This window comes from Pseudomonas sp. 1152_12 (assembly GCF_052850675.1).
In genome coordinates this window covers 58786-79302 of record NZ_VXCW01000013.1, presented here as the reverse complement: position 1 = coordinate 79302, position 20517 = coordinate 58786, and the positions used below count along the sequence as shown (strand labels likewise).

22 protein-coding genes are annotated in these 20517 nt (G+C 62.1%); 17 read left to right on the top strand and 5 right to left on the bottom strand.

Annotated features, from left to right (window positions below; translation table 11 throughout):
• Positions 1-13: 13 nt before the first annotated feature.
• Together FW764_RS22680 and FW764_RS22675 are read left to right on the top strand one after the other, a co-directional pair.
• The gene (locus FW764_RS22680; RefSeq protein ID WP_446435803.1) at positions 14-274 is read left to right on the top strand and encodes a hypothetical protein; all 261 of its coding nucleotides are present in this window, start codon (positions 14-16) and stop codon (positions 272-274) included.
• Between the two features lies 1 nt (position 275).
• On the top strand, positions 276-611 hold the full coding sequence (locus tag FW764_RS22675) for a hypothetical protein (protein ID WP_446435802.1): 336 nt from the start codon (positions 276-278) through the stop codon (positions 609-611).
• Positions 612-631: 20 nt separating this feature from the next.
• Here the strand turns inward: FW764_RS22675 and FW764_RS22670 are convergent, their stop codons facing one another.
• On the bottom strand, positions 632-1219 hold the full coding sequence (locus FW764_RS22670; protein WP_446435801.1) for a LuxR C-terminal-related transcriptional regulator: 588 nt from the start codon (positions 1217-1219) through the stop codon (positions 632-634).
• A gap of 130 nt (positions 1220-1349) precedes the next feature.
• On the opposite strand from FW764_RS22670, the gene FW764_RS22665 reads away from it, so the two are divergent.
• From FW764_RS22665 to FW764_RS22655, 3 genes are read left to right on the top strand one after another with little or no spacing between them, the layout of a single operon-like run.
• A complete protein-coding gene (locus FW764_RS22665) occupies positions 1350-2528 on the top strand; it encodes an acetyl-CoA acetyltransferase (RefSeq protein WP_446435800.1) in 1179 nt (392 codons plus the stop codon).
• Positions 2529-2531: 3 nt separating this feature from the next.
• The gene (locus FW764_RS22660) at positions 2532-4064 is read left to right on the top strand and encodes a class I adenylate-forming enzyme family protein (RefSeq protein ID WP_446435799.1); all 1533 of its coding nucleotides are present in this window, start codon (positions 2532-2534) and stop codon (positions 4062-4064) included.
• A gap of 44 nt (positions 4065-4108) precedes the next feature.
• A complete protein-coding gene (locus tag FW764_RS22655) occupies positions 4109-5428 on the top strand; it encodes an MFS transporter (RefSeq protein WP_446435798.1) in 1320 nt (439 codons plus the stop codon).
• Between the two features lie 4 nt (positions 5429-5432).
• Here FW764_RS22655 and FW764_RS22650 read toward each other — a convergent pair whose 3' ends face one another.
• Positions 5433-5744 (bottom strand): hypothetical protein, encoded by a 312-nt coding sequence (locus FW764_RS22650; RefSeq protein ID WP_446435797.1) that lies wholly within the window; start codon positions 5742-5744, stop codon positions 5433-5435.
• A 217-nt stretch (positions 5745-5961) separates the two neighbouring features.
• On the opposite strand from FW764_RS22650, the gene FW764_RS22645 reads away from it, so the two are divergent.
• From FW764_RS22645 to FW764_RS22635, 3 genes are read left to right on the top strand one after another with little or no spacing between them, the layout of a single operon-like run.
• A complete protein-coding gene (locus FW764_RS22645) occupies positions 5962-6606 on the top strand; it encodes a TonB family protein (protein WP_446435875.1) in 645 nt (214 codons plus the stop codon).
• Entirely contained in the window at positions 6603-7148 is a 546-nt protein-coding gene (locus FW764_RS22640) for an RNA polymerase sigma factor (RefSeq protein ID WP_446435796.1), read from the top strand. Before FW764_RS22645 ends, FW764_RS22640 begins: the two co-directional genes overlap by 4 nt.
• Positions 7149-7185: 37 nt before the next feature.
• Positions 7186-8112, top strand: coding sequence for a FecR family protein (locus FW764_RS22635; protein WP_446435795.1), 927 nt, complete (start codon positions 7186-7188; stop codon positions 8110-8112).
• 8 nt (positions 8113-8120) lie between these two features.
• Here FW764_RS22635 and FW764_RS22630 read toward each other — a convergent pair whose 3' ends face one another.
• Together FW764_RS22630 and gspH are read right to left on the bottom strand one after the other, a co-directional pair.
• Positions 8121-8732, bottom strand: a complete 612-nt coding sequence (locus tag FW764_RS22630; protein WP_446435794.1) for a type II secretion system protein GspJ — start codon at positions 8730-8732, stop codon at positions 8121-8123.
• 17 nt (positions 8733-8749) lie between these two features.
• The gene (gene gspH / locus FW764_RS22625) at positions 8750-9202 is read right to left on the bottom strand and encodes a type II secretion system minor pseudopilin GspH (RefSeq protein ID WP_446435793.1); all 453 of its coding nucleotides are present in this window, start codon (positions 9200-9202) and stop codon (positions 8750-8752) included.
• 108 nt (positions 9203-9310) lie between these two features.
• On the opposite strand from gspH, the gene FW764_RS22620 reads away from it, so the two are divergent.
• Complete coding sequence (locus FW764_RS22620; protein WP_446435792.1) at positions 9311-9742, top strand: type II secretion system protein N; 432 nt, start codon at positions 9311-9313, stop codon at positions 9740-9742.
• Here FW764_RS22620 and gspI read toward each other — a convergent pair.
• Positions 9729-10094, bottom strand: coding sequence for a type II secretion system minor pseudopilin GspI (gene gspI / locus FW764_RS22615; RefSeq protein ID WP_446435791.1), 366 nt, complete (start codon positions 10092-10094; stop codon positions 9729-9731). The genes FW764_RS22620 and gspI overlap by 14 nt on opposite strands.
• 148 nt (positions 10095-10242) lie before the next feature.
• On the opposite strand from gspI, the gene gspG reads away from it, so the two are divergent.
• From gspG to FW764_RS22575, 8 genes are all read left to right on the top strand, one after another.
• Positions 10243-10692 carry a type II secretion system major pseudopilin GspG gene (gene gspG, locus FW764_RS22610; RefSeq protein WP_446435790.1) on the top strand — a complete coding sequence of 150 codons (450 nt, stop codon included), beginning with the start codon at positions 10243-10245 and terminating at the stop codon, positions 10690-10692.
• An 8-nt stretch (positions 10693-10700) separates the two neighbouring features.
• A complete protein-coding gene (gene gspK, locus FW764_RS22605) occupies positions 10701-11606 on the top strand; it encodes a type II secretion system minor pseudopilin GspK (protein ID WP_446435789.1) in 906 nt (301 codons plus the stop codon).
• The gene (gene gspL, locus FW764_RS22600) at positions 11603-12685 is read left to right on the top strand and encodes a type II secretion system protein GspL (protein WP_446435788.1); all 1083 of its coding nucleotides are present in this window, start codon (positions 11603-11605) and stop codon (positions 12683-12685) included. Before gspK ends, gspL begins: the two co-directional genes overlap by 4 nt.
• Positions 12678-13190, top strand: a complete 513-nt coding sequence (gspM, locus tag FW764_RS22595; protein ID WP_446435787.1) for a type II secretion system protein GspM — start codon at positions 12678-12680, stop codon at positions 13188-13190. Before gspL ends, gspM begins: the two co-directional genes overlap by 8 nt.
• Positions 13187-15487, top strand: a complete 2301-nt coding sequence (gene gspD / locus FW764_RS22590) for a type II secretion system secretin GspD (RefSeq protein ID WP_446435786.1) — start codon at positions 13187-13189, stop codon at positions 15485-15487. Before gspM ends, gspD begins: the two co-directional genes overlap by 4 nt.
• Before the next feature lie 766 nt (positions 15488-16253).
• On the top strand, positions 16254-17672 hold the full coding sequence (gene gspE, locus FW764_RS22585) for a type II secretion system ATPase GspE (RefSeq protein ID WP_446435785.1): 1419 nt from the start codon (positions 16254-16256) through the stop codon (positions 17670-17672).
• Positions 17672-18883, top strand: coding sequence for a type II secretion system inner membrane protein GspF (gene gspF / locus FW764_RS22580; RefSeq protein ID WP_446435784.1), 1212 nt, complete (start codon positions 17672-17674; stop codon positions 18881-18883). The genes gspE and gspF overlap by 1 nt, the downstream gene beginning before the upstream one ends.
• A 351-nt stretch (positions 18884-19234) precedes the next feature.
• Entirely contained in the window at positions 19235-20395 is a 1161-nt protein-coding gene (locus tag FW764_RS22575) for a substrate-binding domain-containing protein (RefSeq protein ID WP_446435783.1), read from the top strand.
• Positions 20396-20517 lie beyond the last annotated feature (122 nt).

Here is a 20517-nt window from a genome sequence, read left to right as displayed (position 1 = left end):
GTGCGCTGTCTTTATGGGGGCACTGAACCCATTTGCTAAAATGTGCGCTATAAAAAAAGGGATCGGGCGATGCAAAAAAGCTGCTGAAGTTATGTCTGTTACTGCCACTGTAAGTGCTGTTTATATCAATACGAGTGTGACAATTTCCGCCGCCTTGTTAGGCTTGGATATGCCGCTGGTGACCGGGGCCAGAACGTTGACTACTCAGTCGGTGCAGATCGGTCGTTGGTTAAATTTCGGCCTTACACCATTAATGGCGAGTGATACTTTGTAGTATGAGTACGACCGTCTGCGCGAGCTACTGCACAGTGTGTGCGCCTGAGCTGCAATCTCCGGGTGTACTGGGAGCGTATTTATCCGCGCTGCTCGCGGGAAATAATAATGTAGTTATCATGCCGATTTGCCCTGCGCATAACACTAACCACGATGTCTACATGGCGGCGGTCACTCCAGTTGATGGTATCGCGTTGCACAATTATTTGCAGATGATTGAAGGTGAGTGTTTCGAAGCGCTTGGCCCATTGCACGATACGTTGAAATATTGGTTCAGCTGTTTTTCAGGGCATCTTAAAGGTGCCTTTTTATTTATTGCTATTCGGTACGTTGTTTAAAGCGCCCCATGATAGCCTGGCTATAACCAGGCACGCCCGCCGACGAAAATCATCTTCGACACCAGCTCCACAATGTTTTTCACTTCGAGCTTCTTCATCAGTCGCGCCCTGTGCACTTCCACCGTGCGGTGGGAGATTGCCAGGCGTTGGGCGATTTCTTTGGATTTGAGGCCGTTGACGATGTGCATTGCCACTTCCCGCTCCCGTGGTGTCAGGTCGCCGGTGCCTTGGTGGGTGCGGTCCAGGCGTTCGAAGTGCCAGATCATCAGATTGAAGGGATCTTTGGGCGTGAGGGTGTAACCGTGGGATTTGGCCCAGAACACCTCGCGGTTTTTGTGCTGCATGAAGCGTTCGTCGGAGTAGAAGCCGTTCTCGCTCTCCAGCAACCAGTCATGACTGCGCTTGCCGATGGCGTGATAGTCGGCCTGGGACGGATAGATCAACAGGGTCAACTGGTTGACCAATTCGTCGCGCGAATAGCCGAACAACTGCAGGAAAGCCTCATTGCAATCGACCATCACGCGGTTGCGGGTGACGAGTTGCGGGGCAGGGGAGAGCTGGAACGCCAGGCGTTCGATATCTTGGGTGTACTGTGCAAGCGCGTTCATTGGGCATCCTGCCTCGTTGCTTTTCTCACCGTGGGCTACTTATCCATGTAAGTAGTTACACGAATTGGCGAGCGCCTGGCGGTGCGTCATTGTAGGTAAATGTTCGCACCAAAAACAGAAGAAATTGATTATGCCAGCTGATTGCGTCTCCATTGTTGCCGCCGGTCATTCGCGTTTTGGTCGCCTTGAAGGCACCACCCTTGAGGACCTGATCGTACAGGTCACCCGCGAGGCCCTGGCGGACGCGGCCATTGAGGCGTCAGAAATCGACGCGTTGTTCCTCGGCCACTTCAATGCGGGGCTAGTGCCTGACGGGTTCGCCGCGTCCTTGTTGTTGCAGGCTGATCCGGGCCTGCGCTTCAAGCCGGCTACCCGCTGTGAAAACGCCTGTGCGTCTGGCTCGGCGGCGATTCAGGCTGGGGTCAATGCGATTCTTTCCGGCAGCGCCGAACTGGTGTTGGTCGTAGGCGCCGAGAAGATGACCCACACGTCCACCGCCGAGGTCACCCAGGCCCTGGCCGGCGCTGGCTACCAGAACGACCCGGCTGAAGCCGGCTTGAGTTTCCCGCAGTTGTTCGGCCGTGCGGCGCGCCAATACACCGAGCGCTACCACTGCCCGCTGGGTTCGATGGCGGCCATCGCCACCAAGAACCACTCCAATGCCATGGCCAACCCGTTGGCACAGATGCACCGGGTGATGGATTTTGAGCACTGCAACAATGTGTCCAAGAGCAACCCGTTTGTGGCTGACTCACTGCGCCTGACCGATTGCTCGTTAATCAGCGACGGCGCCGCCGCGATCATCTTGGCCTCGCCTAAGCGTGCGCGAGCGTTTCGCCGCGATGTGCAGATCTGCTCGATGACGCAAGTCAACGACTGCCTGCCCATCGCCCAGCGCGACATCCTGGCCTTTGAAGGCCCGCAGCGGGCGATTCACTCGGCGTTGCGCGGGGCGAATATTACTCTGGCCGACCTGAGTTTCGCCGAGGTGCATGACTGCTTCACCATCGCCGAACTGCTGATCTACGAAGCCATGGGCCTGGCGCCCAAAGGTGAGGGCCATCGCGTGCTCGACAGCGGCGTAGTGCGCGCGGGCGGGCGGTTGCCGGTGAACCTTTCCGGTGGGCTCAAGGCCAAGGGGCATCCGGTCGGTGCCACCGGTGTGTCGATGCATGCCTTGGCGTTCCGCCAATTGACCGGCGAGCCGATCGGCCTGTCGGTGCCTAACCCGGAGTTCGGCCTGGTGTTCAATATGGGCGGCATGGCCGTGGCCAACTACGCCTCGGTCCTGCACGCGCGCCGGAGCTGAGCCATGAACATTGCCAACTGGTTGCATGACACCCAGCGCCGCGACCCGCAGCGCCCGGCGTTATTCGAGGGCACGCGGCAAGTGGCCGACTACGCCACCTTTGCCGCCCATGTGCGCCAACGCGCTGCGCACTTGGTGGATCAACACGGTCTGGTGCCAGGTGATGCAGTGGCCGTGCTGATGAAGAACAGCTGCGACTATCTGGAGTTGCTCTACGCCATCTGGTGGCTGGGCGGGGTGGTCGTGCCGATCAACGCCAAACTGCATCCGTCGGAAGCGGCGTGGATCGCGGATAACGCCGAGGCGCGTCTGATCTTTACCGACGGCGGCCAGGTATTTTCGTCGCGGGATTTGCCCCAGCGCTGCAAGGAACTGGACGGTCACACGCTACCACCGGCCCGTGGCTGGCCGACCTTGGAGCAACCGGTGCCGCGCCAGGATCAGGACCTGGCGTGGCTGTTCTACACCTCTGGTACCACCGGGCGTTCCAAGGGCGTCATGCTCTCCCACGGCAACTTGATCGCGATGTCGCTGTGTTACCCCACCGATGTTGACTCGGTCAGCCCCGACGACGCGGCGTTGTATGCTGCGCCGATGTCCCACGGTGCCGGGCTGTATAACTTTATTCATGTGCGCTGCGGCGCGCGGCATGTGGTGCCGGTCTCCGGTGGTTTCGACGCGACCGAGCTGTTCGGGCTGGCCGCGCTGTTGGGGAATGTCTCACTGTTTGCCGCGCCCACTATGGTGAAACGCATGGTCGAACAGGCGCGCTGCCAGGGCTACGGCGGCGAAGGCATCAAGACCATCGTCTACGGCGGCGGCCCGATGTACCTGGCCGACCTGTGCGCGGCCGTCGACACTTTCGGCTCGCGCCTGGTGCAGATCTACGGCCAAGGCGAAAGCCCGATGACCATCAGTGTGCTGCCTCGCGCGCTGATTGCCGACCGCCAGCGCGCGGACTGGGCAACCCTGGCCGCCTCGGTCGGCCATGCACAATCCTGTGTTGAAATCCGCATTCTTGATGCACAGCAGCAGCCGGTGCTGACCGGTGAGCGCGGCGAAATTGCCGTGCGCAGCGCCACGGTGATGCAAGGCTACTGGCGCAACCCCGAGGCCACTCGCCAAACCCTGGTAGAAGGTTGGCTGTTGACCGGTGATATTGGCTTTCTCGACGCGGCCGGCCACCTGACCCTGACGGATCGCTCCAAGGATGTGATCATTACCGGCGGCAGCAACGTGTATCCGCGTGAAGTCGAGGAAGTACTGGCGCAGCATCCCGAAGTGTTCGAGGTGTGTGTGGTCGGTGAGGCGGATGCGCAGTGGGGCGAGTCGGTGGTGGCGTTTGTGGTGACACGCAACGGGCGTGCGCTTGATGAAGCCGAGCTGAGCGCCTGGTTTGTGCAGCGCATGGCGTCGTTCAAAAAACCCAAGAAGTACCTGTTCCGCAGCGAGTTGCCCAAGAACAGTTACGGCAAAATCCTCAAGACCGACTTGCGGCAGTCGTTGAAAGCAGCGAGTATCGCCGCGCTTACCTAGCCCTGCTTTTTTATGGACAGATAACAAGACAAGGAGTCCCTTTGATGGGCAATCAAGTGCAAGACACGGTCCGCAAACGCCGCCGTGCATTTCTCGGTGCCACTTCCGGCCACCTGATCGAATGGTACGACTACGGCGTCTACGGCTTTCTCGCCGTGTACATCGGTCAGGCGTTCTTCGTGTCCGACGACCCCACCACTAGCTTGCTGGCCAGCTTCGCCGCGTTCGCCCTGAGCTTTTTTATCCGGCCACTGGGCGGGCTGTTCTTCGGCCCGCTGGCGGACAAGATCGGCCGGCGTAAAACCCTGATCATGGCGCTGGTGATGATGACCGGTTCCACCGTCATGCTCGGCTTGTTGCCGAGCTACGCAACCCTGGGCATCGCTGCGCCGATCCTACTGATTCTGGTGCGCTGCGTGCAGGGCTTCTCGGCGGGCGGCGAGATCGGCACCGTCACCAGCTTTATCTCCGAGTACGCAGGCCCAGGACGCCGTGGTTTTGCCACGTGCTGGCTGATGGTCACCGCCGTACTCGGGCTGCTGCTGGGCGGCGCCGTGGCCAATGGCATGACCTGGATTCTCGGCGCCGAGGTGATGCAGGAATGGGCCTGGCGCATCCCGTTTCTGATCGCCGCACCGCTGGGTTTTATCTCCATGTACATCCGTCTCAAGCTCGAAGACAGCCCGGAGTTTCTTGCCCTGCAACGCGCCGGCCAAACCTCTCGCGCGCCGCTGCGCGAAGTCTGGCAGTGGAAGCGGGCGATTGCCCTGGTGTTCTTTATCATCACCTTGCACAGCTCGATCTTCTATCTGGTGTTGACGTTCGCCTCGACCTACATGGCCAAGATCCTCAAGTTCGACAGCGGCACCACCTTGCTCTACGTATTCGTCGCGAGTTTCTCGGCAGCCTTCGTGATGCCGTTTGGCGGTGCATTCACCGATAAATACGGACGCAAACCGTTCCTGATGGTGGTAGGCACCTTGGCCACGTTGGCGATGTTCTGGCTGTTCAAGTCGGCGCCCACCGCCACACCTGCAACGTTTTTCGCGCCGTTGATGGCGGTGGCGATCCTGTTCGGGCTATACGCCTCGTCCACCTACGCGCTGATGAGCGAGCTGCTGCCAACACGCATCCGCTCCACCGGGATTGCCGTGGCGTATAACGTGCCGGTCGCGGTATTTGGCGGCAGCGCGCCGCTGATCTCCACGTGGCTGATCAAGGTGACCGGCGACATCACTTCGCCGTGGTATTTCTACGTGGCCACGGGCGTGGTGTCGCTGATTGCCTTGGTGGTGTTGCGCAAGGAAGATTTTGTCGCCAGTAGCCGTCCGCTGGTGGCGCCCGCCGGTGCCGCGTTGGCCTGACCCCTCAGGGACGTTGTGGCGTCAGCGACGTCCCGAACGTATTGCCCATGCGGATGCTGGTCGCCGCCGGCGTGGATAAACCCACCTGGTTCGGCGGCCGCTTGTGCACCGGCACGCGTTGCGCCGCCTGGTTTTTTTGTGTGGCCTTGGCAGCGTCCGGGTCATGGCCCATCTGTTGGCTGAGGCAGCCGTAGTCGGGCGCCTTATACCCATCCACTGTTACTTCCGTGCAGCCTTGAGCAGCGGTTTGCGCGTGGGCGAACAGTGGCAATGCGGCGCACAGCAACACACTGGTGAAGGGGGTAAAACGTTTCATCGCAGCCTCCTGGCGGGCCCGCAGAGAGGGGCCGTCAACCCTGGAGAGTGTAGTGCAGCGGGCTTGCCGACAGCGTGATGTTTTTTTTGCCATCACCGTAACATCAGGTTCATATACTGGCCTCAGGATGACGGTTTTCAAGGACACATCGGCCGTGCAGCGAGGCAACGCGGGAGGTGAGCAGGAGGGCTGGAGGCGTGGGTTTTGCGCCTTGGTCTTGCTGTTGCTGTGCGCCGGGGTGACGCCTGCGACGGCCGCGCCGCCGCTGTTGCCAATTGACCTGCCGGCGCAAGACCTGGATCACGCACTGCATGCTTACAGCCGTGCCACCGGAATGGCGGTGCTGGTCGACCGCGAACTGACGCGGGGCCGGCGTTCCATCGCTGTGCGCGGGCGTTTCACTGCACAGGAGGCGCTGGCGGTGCTGCTGACGGGGAGTGGTCTGATGGCGCGTTATGCGCGCAGCGATGCATTCACCTTGCAACTGCCGCAGGTTAACCCCATGGCGTCAGCCCGGGGCGTGTCGGCGCGCAGTGCGGCGCGGATTAATAACAGCTATGCCACGGCCCTGCAGCAAGCGATCGAGGCCAGCCTGTGCCGTTCGCCGTTGACCCGGCCCGGCAGTTTTCGGGCGTTGGTGCAAGTGTGGGTCAACCCTCAAGGGGTGATAGAACACAGCCGGTTGGTCAGTTCCACCGGTGATGAACAACGCGATGAAGCACTGGTACGCGGGCTTGCAACTGCGCGGGTGGAGCGCCCGGCGCCCAGCTCGCTGCGACAGCCGGTGACTTTACTTTTGATGCCCGACACGACAGGAACACGCATGGAATGCACAGCAGGGAAAGGAGCCTGGGGCGGATGAAAAACACCGGGCACAGTACGATGGTCAGCTTGTTCCTGGCTTCCTATGAGGACTTCAAGGTGCGCCTGCGCAAGCGCCTGGGTTCTGAGGACCTGGCTAACGACGTGCTGCACGAGACCTACCTGCGGGTCGACCGTATGGACGTGCCGCCGAACCTGCAACAACCCAACGCCTACCTGTATCGCATGGCTTTGAACATTGCCGCCGACCGCCGCCAGGCCGATGCGCGTTTGCTCACTGGCAGTGAAGTCGAAGTGCTGTTGCAGAGCGCCGATGAAGCCCAGGACCCGTCGCGGGTGGTGGGCGGCCAGAAGGAAATCCAATCGCTGGTCAAAGCCCTCTACGAGTTGCCGGCGCGTCGGCGCAAGATCCTTATCGCTGCACGCCTGGAAGAAGCGCCGCACCTGGAAATTTCCCAGCGTTTCGGTATTTCCACACGCATGGTCGAGAAAGAAATCAAGGCCGCCCTGGGCTACTGTGCCAAACGCCTGGAAAGAAAAGTGATTCAGCGGTTCGGTCCCGGCGCCGGAAAACCGTCTTAGTGTTGAGTCCCTGATAAATCCGTGAGTATCTGCGCGCTTGAATATTTTTAGCTTCCCCACTCCCCGGCAAACGCCCACTGACCCTTTGCACGAAGAGGCCCGCGATTGGCTGGTGCTGCTGACCTCGGGCCGTGCCACCGTGGCCGATGCCAAGGCATTGCGTGCCTGGTGCGCGCTAAGCCCCGAGCATGCCCAGGCGTTCGAGCAGGCCAAAGCGTTGTGGCAACAATTGGCGCCGGCCGCCGAGCAGGTGGCGCAGCCGCGTCATTTTGGTCGTCGGGCGTTTCTCGGCGGGGCCATTGCGGCGACGGCGGCGGTGGTGATGGTCCGTGTCGGTGTGCCGGGCGGGTTTGCCGGGTTGGTGGCGGACTATCGCACCGAGGTCGGTGAGCAGCGCCAGGTGAACTTCAGTCAAGGGGTGAGCCTTGCGCTCAACACGCAGACGCGTATCAGCCGAGCCGGGCAGGGGATTGAATTGCTCGAAGGTGAAGTCGAGGTGCTCGCCCAGGGTGTGCAACCGCTCAAGGTTCAGGCCGGCGAGGGTTGGGTGAGTGCGGCCCAGGCGCGCTTCAACGTGCGTAACACGGACCACCGCGTATGCGTGACCTGCATCGACGGTGCCGTGTCGGTGGATGTCTTTGGGCGCAGTGTGCAGTTGGAAGGTGGCCGCCAACTGACCTATGGCGCAGCGGGCATCAGCGAGCCAGTGGTGGTGGACACCCAAACGGTGATGGCTTGGCGTGAGCAGGTACTGGTATTCAACAACGTCACGTTGGCGACGGTGGTGGATGAGATCAACCGCTATCGGCCGGGCATGTTAGTGCTGCTGAACAAAGAGCTGGGCCAGCGACGCGTGCAGGCGCGGTTCAGTCTGCAGCAACTGGCCGGGGTGGCCTTGTTGATTCGGGATGCGTATGGGGCCAAGTGTACGGAGTTGCCGGGTGGTGTGGTTTTACTCAGCTAGCCTTGCGCTCATCTAAGAGGACCTACCACCTGACGATAGCGCTCCACGCCCTGTGGTGTCTGCCGCACCAGGCTGATTTCCAAACCTAGCGGGTCTTCCTGGCGATTGCCACTCAACTGGCGCCAGCCTTTGTCTGCCTCCCACACCCGTACTTGCAGGTCACTGACCCCGCTCAACACCACCACGCCCTCTTTGGCCGCTGGCAATGGAAAACGCTCCCGCGCAGGCGCTGTCGCGCGGTACAGGCTGTCGCCCTTGAGCCACCAGCGCACTCGTTGCAATCCATCCCCGGCCACCGGCGCGCTGCGAATCACATCCAGCCTAAACCCTTTGCTGTCGGAGCTGCGCACGGTGACGGCGGCTAACCCCGTAGGTTGGGTGGTGTCGTCTTGCGACGTACCGGGCGCATTCAATTCAACGCTGGCACGCAGGCTGATATCGCGCTGCAGCTGGTTCAGCGCCCGCAGCAGGGTCTCGGTCTGTTCGGTACTGGCCTGCAAATGTTTATCCGCGCGCGTCACGCTGTCGAGCCCGCGCCAGGCGATCAGGCTGACCAGCGCCATGAGCATGATCGCGACCATCACTTCGATCAGCGTAAAACCTTTCTGTTTCCCGCTCATGGCAGACCGTCTGGCCCTCATGGCTGGTTCACCACACGCATTGACCCAGCCGCGTCGCGTTGCAGGCTGAGGCTGTGTTGCCCGTCGGAGAGTACGAGCCGCACGGGCGCGTTGATCCACTCGGCGTCGAGCACCAGGGTTTGCCGAGGTTCGACGGTGACCTGCATCGGTGTGCTTTCCCACGTGCGCGGGCGCAGTTGGGCGTCGCTGTTGAACGTCTCCAGCCCCAGTCCATCGTCACTGCGACGGTTGAAGCGAAAACCCTTGGCGTCGGCGCGCAAGGTGATCGGCCGCCCGTCCGCGCGGGCTTCGGCTTGGGCCACTCGCAGCAGTTGGTTCAGGCGTTCGGCGTCTTTGCGCAGCCCGTGCAGTGGGTCGGGCTTGATGCTCAGGCTGATGGCGGCGCTGGCGATACCGATGATCACCAGCACCACCATCAACTCAATCAGGGTGAAACCTTGCTGTTTCATCGGGTGGCACCTCTGGAGTGGGGGAGTGCTTTAAATAAACCGCGCTGAAATAAAAACGTGCGAATAGGCCTGTAGGCTGTCGGCACGGACAAACAGGAGGTCCTCCCCATGGCACTTGCTCTGCATTTTTCACCGGCCCTCGGCGTGCAAGCTCTGGCCTTGTTGGCGGCAGCGGCGGGCGTTGCAGTATGGACGCCGCTGCTGTTGACCTCCGCCGAGTCGCGCACCCCCCAAGCGGCGCCCCAGGCCTTGGTTGCGCGTAACGACAACCCGGCATTGCGCTGGTTTGCCAATGCGCCGACTGCCGTCCAGGTCAAAGTCTGGGGCGTGCTCGCCGGTGCCCGTGGCGCGGTGGCGATCCTCAGCCTCAACGATGGGCCGCCACGCAGTTTCTTGTTGGGGGAGCATTTGAGCCCAGGGGTGCGCTTGACGGCCATCGAAGGCGATGGCGTCGAGATCGACCGCGGCGGTGAAAAGCTGCGGGTCAACCTCGACAAATTACCGGATGCTCCCGCGTTACCGCTGTTCACTCGGCCATGACCAGGGTTTCCAGGCGCGCCAAAGGCGGCGCCTCGTGGGTGGCATCGAGCACCTGCAGGCTGACGTGAAACAGCGGGCCATCGGCGCTGATGGTTTGCTCGCAGCGCAGTTTCAGTCGGCCCTGGTCGCAGTCGAAGGCCCTCTTGCCGCTGCGCACAGCCCCGTTCAAGCGTAACTCTGCCAGGCGACTTTGCGCCGCCAGCAACGCGATGGCTTTGTCGCGCAGCAGGCCATTGCTCTGGGTCATCAACCCGGCCACGCGCACAGCGGCCGCCATGGCCACAGCAATAATCGCCAGTGCCACCAGCACTTCAATCAGGGTAAAACCTTGCTCAGTACGAGGGCCGCGCATGGCGTTCTCAAAGCCGGGAAACAGGCCCGCAGACTAGCGCCGGCAGTTGACCGATTGGCGACCAAACCTCCCGAGAATTTTCAATACGACTGACATGTGTTCTTGCAACACTGCGCCACGAATTGCACTCAAGCCAAGGAATGTCGAGATGGATATCGCGCCCCTAACATGCCCATTGCCAGGCCCTCGCAGCCAACGTGGCTTCACCTTGATCGAGATCATGGTGGTGGTGGTTATCCTCGGGATCCTGGCGGCGATGGTGGTGCCCAAGGTGCTCGATCGCCCGGACCAGGCCCGGGCCACAGCGGCCAAACAGGACATTGGCGGGTTGATGCAGGCGCTGAAACTCTATCGCCTCGATCACGGCACTTACCCGAGTATGAATCAGGGCTTGAAGGTGTTGGTCGAGCGCCCGGCGGACGCCAAGAACAGCAACTGGCGCGCCTACCTCGAACGCCTGCCCAACGACCCATGGGGCCATGCCTATCACTACCTGAACCCAGGCGCTAATGGTGAGGTCGATGTGTTCTCACTCGGCGCTGACGGCCAACCGGATGGCGACGGCGTAAATGCCGATATCGGCTCCTGGCAGTTGTGAGGCGCGCGATGAAACGGTATTCGCCCGCAGTGGCGAAGCAGCGCGGCATGGCGATTATCAGCGCATTGCTGATCGCCGCGGTGGTGGCGGTGATCGCTGCCGCCATGCTCACCCGCCAGAGCACATTCACCCGCAGCCTTGAGGCCGAGCAATTGCGCGCGCAAGGGCAATGGCTATTGCTGGGCGGGTTGGAACAGAGCCGGCAGTTATTGTGGGACGCGCGCCGCAAGGACGTGCTGACACGCCTCGACCAGCCTTGGGCGCGTGCCCAGCGCGCAGCCTTTGAGGGCCAGCTGGAGGATGAACAGGGCAAGTTCAACCTGCGCAACCTGGTCAATCGCCAGCAGCCGGATATCGATCAATTACACCACTTCGAGCGCCTGTGCCGCCTGATCGGCGTTGACGCCGCCGTGAGTCAACGGATCAGCCGGCGGGTGCTCGCCTCGTATGACCTGCGTGTTGTCCGCAAGGACGCGGAGGATCAATTACAACCTGCCAAATACCCGATGTTGCGCAGCCTGGAAGACCTCAGCGCGCTTGAAGGCGTTGACCCGCAACTGCTGCGGCGCCTGCACCGGTTTGTCAGCGTGCTGCCCGGTAATACTTGGGTCAATGGCAATACCGCCGGCGCCGAAGTGCTCAGTGCGGTGGTGCCGCAGCTCAGCGTGTCCCAGGCCCAGACGCTGGTGGCCGAGCGTGACAGCGGGCGCTGGTTCATCAACCGAGGGGACTTCGTCAACCGGCTGCGCATGCCCGAAGTGGCGGTGGACTCGGTGCAGGTGGGCATCACCAGTGAATGGTTCAGGTTGCAGGGCCAGGCCCGCCGTGAGCAGCGGCGGGTCACAATCGAGGCGTTATTGCACCGGCCTGAAGACCGTCAACCCCAGGTGATCTGGTCGCGGGTGGGCGTATGAAACGCTTGCGTATTGGCTTGCCGCCGCTCGATCAACTGACCGTGAATAGCCTGGTGCAATTCGCCTGGCTGGAGCGGGGTGCAGTGGTTTCTGAAGGTCAGGGCACTTTGCAGCAACTGAGTAAAACCCGGCAGGCAGTGGACTGTTTCCTGCACCCGCGTGACAGCCTGCTGACCGGCCTCGATGTGCCGCCACTGGCGCCGGCTAAAACCGCCGCCGCCGTGGCCTGTGCGGCGCAGGCGTTGATCCTCGGGCCGTTGGAGCAGATGCAAGTTGCCCACGGCCCGCGTGACAGCGATGGCTGCGTGCCGGTGGCCTGGGTGCCCAACGCGGGGGTTGAGCGGCTGAGCCAGATGCTCACGCAAGTATCGCTTAAACTGCGTGGCCTGTACCCGGCGCCGTTTGCGTTGCCGGTGGGTGTGGCGGCCATGGACGAGGGCTATTTGCTCACGCGGCATAGCCTGCAACACGGCACTGTGCATCCGCTGGGCCAACATGCCTTGGACGCACGGTTCGACGTGCAGTTAGCGGCGACGGCGCAGCGTTGGAGTGGCGCACTGCCAGCCTGGGGGCTGCACGGCCGCCTCAGGCAACCGTCAACCGGCGGTTGGGGCCGGGCGGTGGCCTGCGTCGCCGTGGCCACCGGCATCTGGACCCTGGGCCTGAACCTGTATGCCGCCCGCCAGGAGGACGAAGGCCAGCGCATTAAGGCGCTGATGAGCCAGCAAGTGCGCCAGGCCTTCCCTGACCTGCCGGTGATCCTCAACCCCTTGCAGCAGGCCCGCCAACAGTTGGTCGCGCGCCAGGGCGGCGCAATGGCCGACCCTGGCCAGCGCTTTACCAGCCTGTTGCAAGTAGCCGGCAGCCACTTGACATTTATGGTCGGCAGCGTCGATAGCCTGACCTTCGAGCAGGGGCGCCTGCACCTGGCACTGCTGGCCGACAGTCGCCGCGCCACGGGGCAAGATGCGTGGCAAGCGGCGCTGACCCAGGCCGGGTTTACTGCAACCCCTGACGCGCATGGCTGGACCCTCGGCCCTGCGGATAGCGCCGTTAATCCGGAAGACGGGGATGAATAAGTGGCGGCGTTTGCGCGCCCGGCTCCTCCTGTTTTGGAGCGGCCTGGCCCTGCGCGAAAAACGCCTATTGACCGGGGCCGCACTGGTAGTGACAAGCCTGATAATCGGCTGGGGGCTGGTTCAACCGGCCTTGAAAAAGATCGATTATTGGCAAGCCGAAACCCCGAAACTACGCGCCCAGGCCGCCGCCTTGCAAGTGCTGTTGCAGGACGTCGTTGCCCCTCGGCAAGCCGATGAGGCTGCGCTCCGCCAGGCCCTGGATGGCGCCGGCCTGCAAGGGCATTACCAGTTACAGGCGCTGGAGTCGGGGAGTTGGCGCCTGAGCTTCGACAGCGCCCCGGCCGACCTCGTGGTGGGTTGGCTGCTGGGCACTCCGCGCGCGTTCTCCCTGGAGGTGTCGCAGGCGCGCTTGCAGCGCGCCGTGGATGCCACCGCCCCCTCGACCGGCATTGTGTCCGGGACCGTTCGCATGGATCAGGCGCTTGGCGCTAAGGAAGCTTCATGAAGTGGTCAGTCTCCAACCCCGCGCCTTTTCGCAAAGTCGCGCCGCTGCTGTTGCTGGCCCTGAGCGCGTGTAGCTCGCCACAGGCACCCACGCCATTGCTGGTGGACAGCGAACTGGGTCAGCCGTTAGCCGATACCCGGCGCAGTGGCGAGACCGTGCTGGATCGCCAGCGCGAACCGGCCCCCGCGCCGCGGGTGCAACACCCGATCACCCAGCGTGCCCGCGGCCATGCCCCGGCGGTACTCAAGGCGCGTAACCCGTTGGGTGACCAGCCGGTGCAACTGAATTTTGTCGAGGCGGATATCCAGGCGGTGGTGCGCGCGTTGTCCCGCGCTACCGGCCAGCAATTTCTGGTGGACCCACGAGTGAAGGGCAACCTGACCTTGGTCAGCGAAGGCCAGGTGCCCGCGCACCAGGCCTATGAGATGCTGTTGGCGGCGCTGCGCATGCAGGGCTTCAGCGTGGTGGACGTCGGCGGCGTCGCCCAGGTGGTGCCGGAGGCCGATGCCAAATTGCTTGGCGGGCCGATCTACAGCGCCGGCAGCAGTGGCATGCAGACGCGCACGTTTCGCCTGCAATACGAAAACGCAGTGAACTTGATCCCGGTACTGCGCCCCATCGTGTCGCCGAACAACCCGATCAATGCCTACCCCGGCAATAACAGCATCGTCATCACCGACTATGCCGAAAACCTCGCGCGGGTCGCGCAGATCATCGACGGCATCGACACTCCCAGCGCCATCGACACCGACGTGGTCAAGGTGCAGAACGGTATCGCCGTGGACATCGCCGCCATGGTCGCCGAGCTGCTGGACACCCAAGGCGCCGACCAGACGCAGAAGATCAATGTGATCGGTGACCCGCGTTCCAACTCGATCATCATTCGCTCCGGCAGCCCCGAGCGCACCGAGCTTGCGCGTAACCTGATCTACAAACTCGACAACGCGCAAAGCAACCCGAGCAACATGCATGTGGTGTACCTGCGCAACGCCCAGGCGGGCAAGTTGGCCCAGTCGCTGCGCGGCTTGCTGACCGGTGAGAGCGAGTCCGGCGCCAGCGACGAGGCGCGGGGCAAGCTCAGCGCAATGGGTGGCAATAGCCAGAGCAATCAAGGCAATACCCCGCAAAACAGCAGTGGCACGCCCACCGGCAGCGGTGTGCAATCGAGCTACGGCCAGGGCAAGCAAACCACCAGCGCCACCCCCAATGATCAGAGCACGGCGTTCAGTGCCGGCGGCGTGACGATCCAGGCGGACGCCACCACCAACACCTTGCTGATCTCCGCGCCTGACCCGCTGTACCGCAACCTGCGAGAAGTCATCGACATGCTCGACCAGCGCCGTGCCCAAGTGGTGATCGAAAGCCTGATCGTCGAGGTCGGCGAAGATGATGCCAGTGAGTTCGGTGTGCAGTGGCAGGCCGGCAACCTTGGTGGCAAGGGAGGTTTCGGCGGGGTTAACTTGGGCGGCAGTGGCGTGGTTGGCACCGGCAAGACCAGCCTTGATGTGTTGCCCAAGGGCCTGAATATCGGGGTGGTCAACGGCAGCGTGGACATTCCAGGGATCGGCAAGGTGCTTGACCTCAAGGTGCTGGCCCGGGCGCTGAAGAGCAAGGGCGGCACCAACGTGCTGTCTACGCCGAACCTGCTGACCCTGGACAACGAAGCCGCGAGTATTTTTGTCGGGCAGACCATTCCGTTTGTCACCGGCAGTTATGTGACCGGTGGCGGGGGCACCAGCAGCAACCCGTTCCAGACGGTGCAGCGTGAAGAAGTGGGGCTGAAGCTCAACGTGCGGCCGCAGATTTCCGAGGGGGGCACGGTGAAGCTGGATATTTACCAGGAGGTCAGCAGCGTCGACACACGCGCCGCGGTGGATGCGGGCACCGTGACCAAGAAGCGTGCGATCGATACCAGTATTTTGTTGGATGACGGGCAGATTATGGTGCTCGGTGGGTTGCTGCAGGACGGGTACAGCCAGAGCAGTGATGCGGTGCCGTGGCTCTCGGATATCCCTGGGTTGGGGGCGTTGTTTCGCAATCAAAAGCGCAGCGTGAGCAAGACCAATTTGATGGTGTTTTTGCGGCCTTACATTATTCGCGACAGTGGGGCGGGGCGCAGTATTACGTTGAACCGCTATGAGTTCATGCGCCGGGCGCAGGGTGGGTTGCAGCCGGAGCGCAGCTGGGCGATGCCGGATGTGCAGGCGCCGCAGTTGCCTTCGGTGGAGAAGGCGATTCCTGGGGTTGGGCAGCAGCAGGGGCCGCGGGCGGTGATTCGGGCGGTGCCTGCTCCATGATTTTCTTCGGTGTACATATCCTTTGCTGCGGTAACGGCGACTTAGGGTTCCGCTCTTACAGCGGGTCACTTTTGGCAAACGCCCCAAAAGTAACCAAAAGGTCTTCGCCCCACCACTCGGCACCTCGCCTAGGCTCGGTGTGCCCGAACGCAGGCTTTGGAGCGTGGGCCGCCGCGATGGGCCATCCTTGGCCCAGCGCGGCTAACCCGGCGTCCTGCCGGTTTACCCACGCTCCAAAGCCTGCGTTCGGCCAGCGTGGTTTAACGGGGCGCCTCAGATCAAGATCAAGATCAAGATCAAAAGCAACATCAAAAGCAGGGCACGGCGGCCTGGTAGCCGACCTGAGTGGTGTAGGTCAAGAGCGCTGTGTTTTTGCTTTGCTGTGTTTTTGCTGTGGCCCTTACAGCCTTTGCGATGACGAAGTCAGCGATCTTTTGATCTGTGCTTTTGATCTTGATCTTGCTGGTGATCTTGATCTTAGGCGCCCCGTTAAACCACGCTGGCCGCACGCGGGCTTGAATCCGTGGGTAACCCGGCAGGACGCCGGGTTAGCCGCGCTGGGCCAAGGATGGCCCATCGCGGCGGCCCACGGATTCAAGCCTGCGTGCGGGCACACCGAGCCTAAGCGAGGTGCCGAGTGGTGGGGCAAGAGCCCTTTTGGTTACTTTTGGGGCTCTTTTCCAAAAGTGACCCGCCGTAAGGGCGGAACCAATACAAGCCGTTACCGCAACAACGGATATGCACACACCCAAAAAGGGCCCACCCAATGAGCCTGCTGCCTTACGCCTGGGCCAAATCCCAACGCATCCTCCTGCGCCCCGGCGAAGGGGGCATGCTGCTGACCGTGTGCCCCTCAACCCCCGGCTGGTCGATCAGCGAAGTGCAGCGCCAGTTCGGGCAGGCGCGCGTGGAGCAAGTGCGTGACGACGAACTCGACGGCCTGCTCACCAGTGCCTATGCCGACACCGGCAGCGCCGCTGCGGTGGTGGGCGCTGCTGAAAACGAAGTCGACCTCGACCGCCTGATGCAAGACATGCCCGAGATCACCGACCTGCTGGACACTCAGGACGGCGCGCCGGTCATCCGTATGATCAATGCCTTGCTCACTCAGGCCGCGCGGGACGAGGCCAGCGATATCCATATCGAGCCCTACGAAACCCATTCGGTGGTGCGCTACCGCGTCGACGGCACCTTGCGGGACGTGGTGTCGCCGCGCAAGGCGTTGCATGGGGCGCTGGTGTCGCGGATCAAGATCATGGCCCAGCTCGACATCGCGGAAAAACGCCTGCCCCAGGACGGCCGTATTGCGCTGCGCGTGGCAGGGCGGCCGATTGATATTCGCGTGTCCACGGTGCCCACCGGGCACGGCGAGCGGGTGGTGATGCGCTTGCTGGACAAACAGGCCGGGCGCCTGCAACTGGAGACCTTGGGCATGGAGGCGCAGTTGCTCGGGCGCCTCGACACGTTGATTCGCCAGCCCCACGGTATCGTGCTGGTCACCGGGCCTACCGGCAGCGGCAAAACCACCAGCCTCTACGCCGCCTTGGCGCGGTTGGATGCGAGCACCAGCAATATTCTCACCGTGGAAGACCCGGTGGAATACGATTTGCCGGGCATCAGCCAGATCCAGGTGAATGCCAAGATCGACATGACCTTCGGCCTGGCCCTGCGCGCGATTTTGCGTCAGGACCCGGACATCATCATGATTGGTGAAATCCGCGACCTGGAGACCGCACAAATCGCCGTGCAAGCCTCGCTGACCGGTCACTTGGTGCTCGCCACCCTGCACACCAACGATGCCGTGTCGGCGGTCAATCGCTTGATCGATATGGGCGTCGAACCGTTCCTGCTCGCCTCGTCACTGTTGGGCGTGTTGGCCCAGCGCCTGGTGCGACGCCTGTGCCCGCATTGCAAGCAAGAGGACCCGGCCGCGCCCGGCACTTGGCGCCCGGTGGGTTGCGTGCACTGCAACCAGATCGGTTACAGCGGGCGTACCGGTATCCATGAGCTGTTCTGTGTCGACGACGCGGTGCGCAGCCTGATCCACCAGGGCGCTGGCGAGCAGGACTTGCGTGTGGCCGCACGCCGCGCCGGGATGTTCAGCATGCGTGAAGATGGCGAGCGCTGGGTGCGCAGCGGCGCCACCGCGCCGGAAGAAATTCTGCGCGTGACACGGGACGCCTGATGAATCGCTATCGCTATGAGGCCGCCGATGCCAACGGCAAAGTCGAAGCCGGGCATGTGGAGGCCGACAGCCAGAGCGCCGCCTTTGCCAACTTGCGTGGCCGAGGGTTGACCGCCTTGCTGGTGCAGCTCGACGGCAATCAGCCGGCGGGCGGTAGCAGCAGCGTGTTTACGCCCAAGTTGTCGGACAACGATTTGGCCTGGGCCACGCGCCAGCTGGCAAGTTTGCTGGGGGCCAGCCTGCCGCTGGAAGCGGCGCTGAGTGCCACGGTGGAGCAGGCCGAGAAAAAGCATATCGCCCAGACCCTGGCCGCCGTGCGCGCCGATGTGAGGGGCGGCATGCGCCTGGCTGACGCGTTGGCCGCGCGGCCACGGGATTTTCCGTCGATTTATCGCGCATTGATCGCGGCCGGGGAGGAGTCCGGCGATCTGGCTCAGGTCATGGAGCGCCTGGCCGACTACATCGAAGAACGCAACAACCTGCGCGGCAAGATCATGACGGCGTTTATCTACCCCGGCGTAGTCGGCCTGGTGTCCATCGGTATTGTGATTTTCCTGCTCAGTTACGTGGTGCCGCAGGTGGTCAGTGCGTTTTCCCAGGCTCGCCAGGACCTGCCGGGCTTGACCCTGGCGATGCTCAACGCCAGCGATTTTATCCGCGCCTGGGGCTGGTTGTGTTTTGCCGGGATCGTCGGCGGTTTCTGGGGCTGGCGCCTGTACCTGCGCAACCCGGTGGCACGCTTGAACTGGCACAGCCGAGTGCTGCGCCTGCCATTGATAGGGCGGTTTGTGCTGGGCCTGAACACCGCACGATTTGCCTCCACGCTGGCGATCCTCGGCGGTGCCGGGGTGCCGTTGCTGCGCGCCCTGGAGGCGGCGCGTCAGACCTTATCCAATGATCGCCTGAGCCAGTGTGTCAACGACGCCACCGCCAAGGTGCGCGAAGGTGTCAACCTGGCCCCGGCGCTGGCCGTGGAAAAGGTCTTCCCTCCGGTGTTGATCCACTTGATCGCCAGCGGTGAAAAAACCGGATCGCTGCCGCCGATGCTTGAGCGCGCGGCGCAGACCTTGTCCCGGGATATCGAGCGCCGCGCCATGGGCATGACTGCACTGCTTGAGCCGCTGATGATTGTGGTGATGGGCGCGGTGGTGCTGGTGATAGTGATGGCGGTGTTGCTGCCGATCATTGAAATAAATCAGCTGGTCACCTAGGCCACCCGACCGACCTCGGGTTCCTCGTTCTGTCATTTTCCAACCCCTTGCACATGGCCTGCGCTGCCTGCAGCCCAGGGTCGAAAGTGCGTGATGAAACCTCGCTGTCACCTGTGCCGAAAACGCTCAAAAGCATGACCAAAACACCCGAGAATCTTATTCAAAATCAAGCGTTTCCTCCCGAGGTTTTTTCCTTTTGCTGTCATCGGATGCTGCGAAATTGCCTACCCATGGCCTCACCCCTCGCCACCCCCGGCGCTACTGCGGTAGCCCAGGCTCGGGGCCCAAGCCATGGCGTCATGCAAGAGCCCTCTACCCCAAACGTACAAACACGACGAAAGGAGATTCTTCATGTTTAAGCGCACTATGATCGCGGCCTCTTTGGTAGTTGCAGCACTGGCTTCGGCCCAATCTATGGCCGCAGTGGTCGGTGGCGGTGCCACCCTGCCGGAAAAACTCTACGGCACCACCACCGGTACCGGCATTCTTGCTTCCTCCATCCCAGGTTTTAACGCCTACATCGGCGTCGGCAGCGGCGACGGCAAAAAGGCCTTCTTCGGTAATGATTCGACCAAGCTGAAATTGGCCGCCGGCATCAGCGTTGACTACGCAGGCAGCGACTCGATCGTCAGCGCCGCCGAACTGACTGCTTACAACAACGACGCCGTTAAAGGCCGCGCCGCCTTTGGCCCGCTGATCCAGATCCCGGCTGAAGCCACCTCGGTGACAGTGCCTTACCACATCGACGGTCAAACCTCGCTGAAGCTCTCCAGCGATCAGTTGGCTGACATCTTCGCCGGTAAAATCACTAACTGGAACCAAGTGCAATTCGACGGCTCTGCCGGTCCAAACCTGCAGATCAAAGTGGTTTATCGCCAGGAAAACAGCGGTACCACCGAGATTTTCACCAACCACCTCAAAGCGGTGAAACCTGCTTCCGTTCCGGCTGTCAGCAACAGCTTCGTCACCGCTATTGGCTTTGACCCAGCCACCAACGCTCCGCCAGGTTCGAGCTACATCGCCGTCGCTGGCAGCCAAGGTGTCGCCAGCGCAATCACCAACAACAACGGTGCTATCGGTTACGTCAGCCCTGACTATGCGCAGTTCAACAACGCCGCTGCGGTTGCATCGGTCAACGGCTTCCTGCCAACTGAGGTCAACGTTCAAGCGTCCCTCGATACCATTCAGCCTCCTGCTACCGGCACCGCTGCGGCCGCCAACCCATTGAACTGGGTTCCGACGTTCACTAACCCGGCGGGTGGCTATCCAATCGTGGGCTACACCAACCTGGTGTTCAGCCAGTGCTACAAAGACACCACTGACACCACACGTATCCGTGTCTTCTTGAACCGCCATTACACTGGCGTGAACAACGCGGCCATCAGCAGCCACTCGTTCATCCCACTGTCCGCCACTTGGCAGAAAGCTGTCTACGACAACTTCTACGCCACCACCAGCGCCTTGCGTCTGGGCGACACCAACACCTGCAACGGTATTGGCCGTCCGTTGTAAGCCCCGTTTCGACAGGGTTTGCCCCACAACCGGCAATGACTTCGCGTCATTGCCGGTTTTGTCTTTTCCCCTCCCGATACGCCAGTTGAACCGCACCGCATGAACATTGTGTGACAACAGTT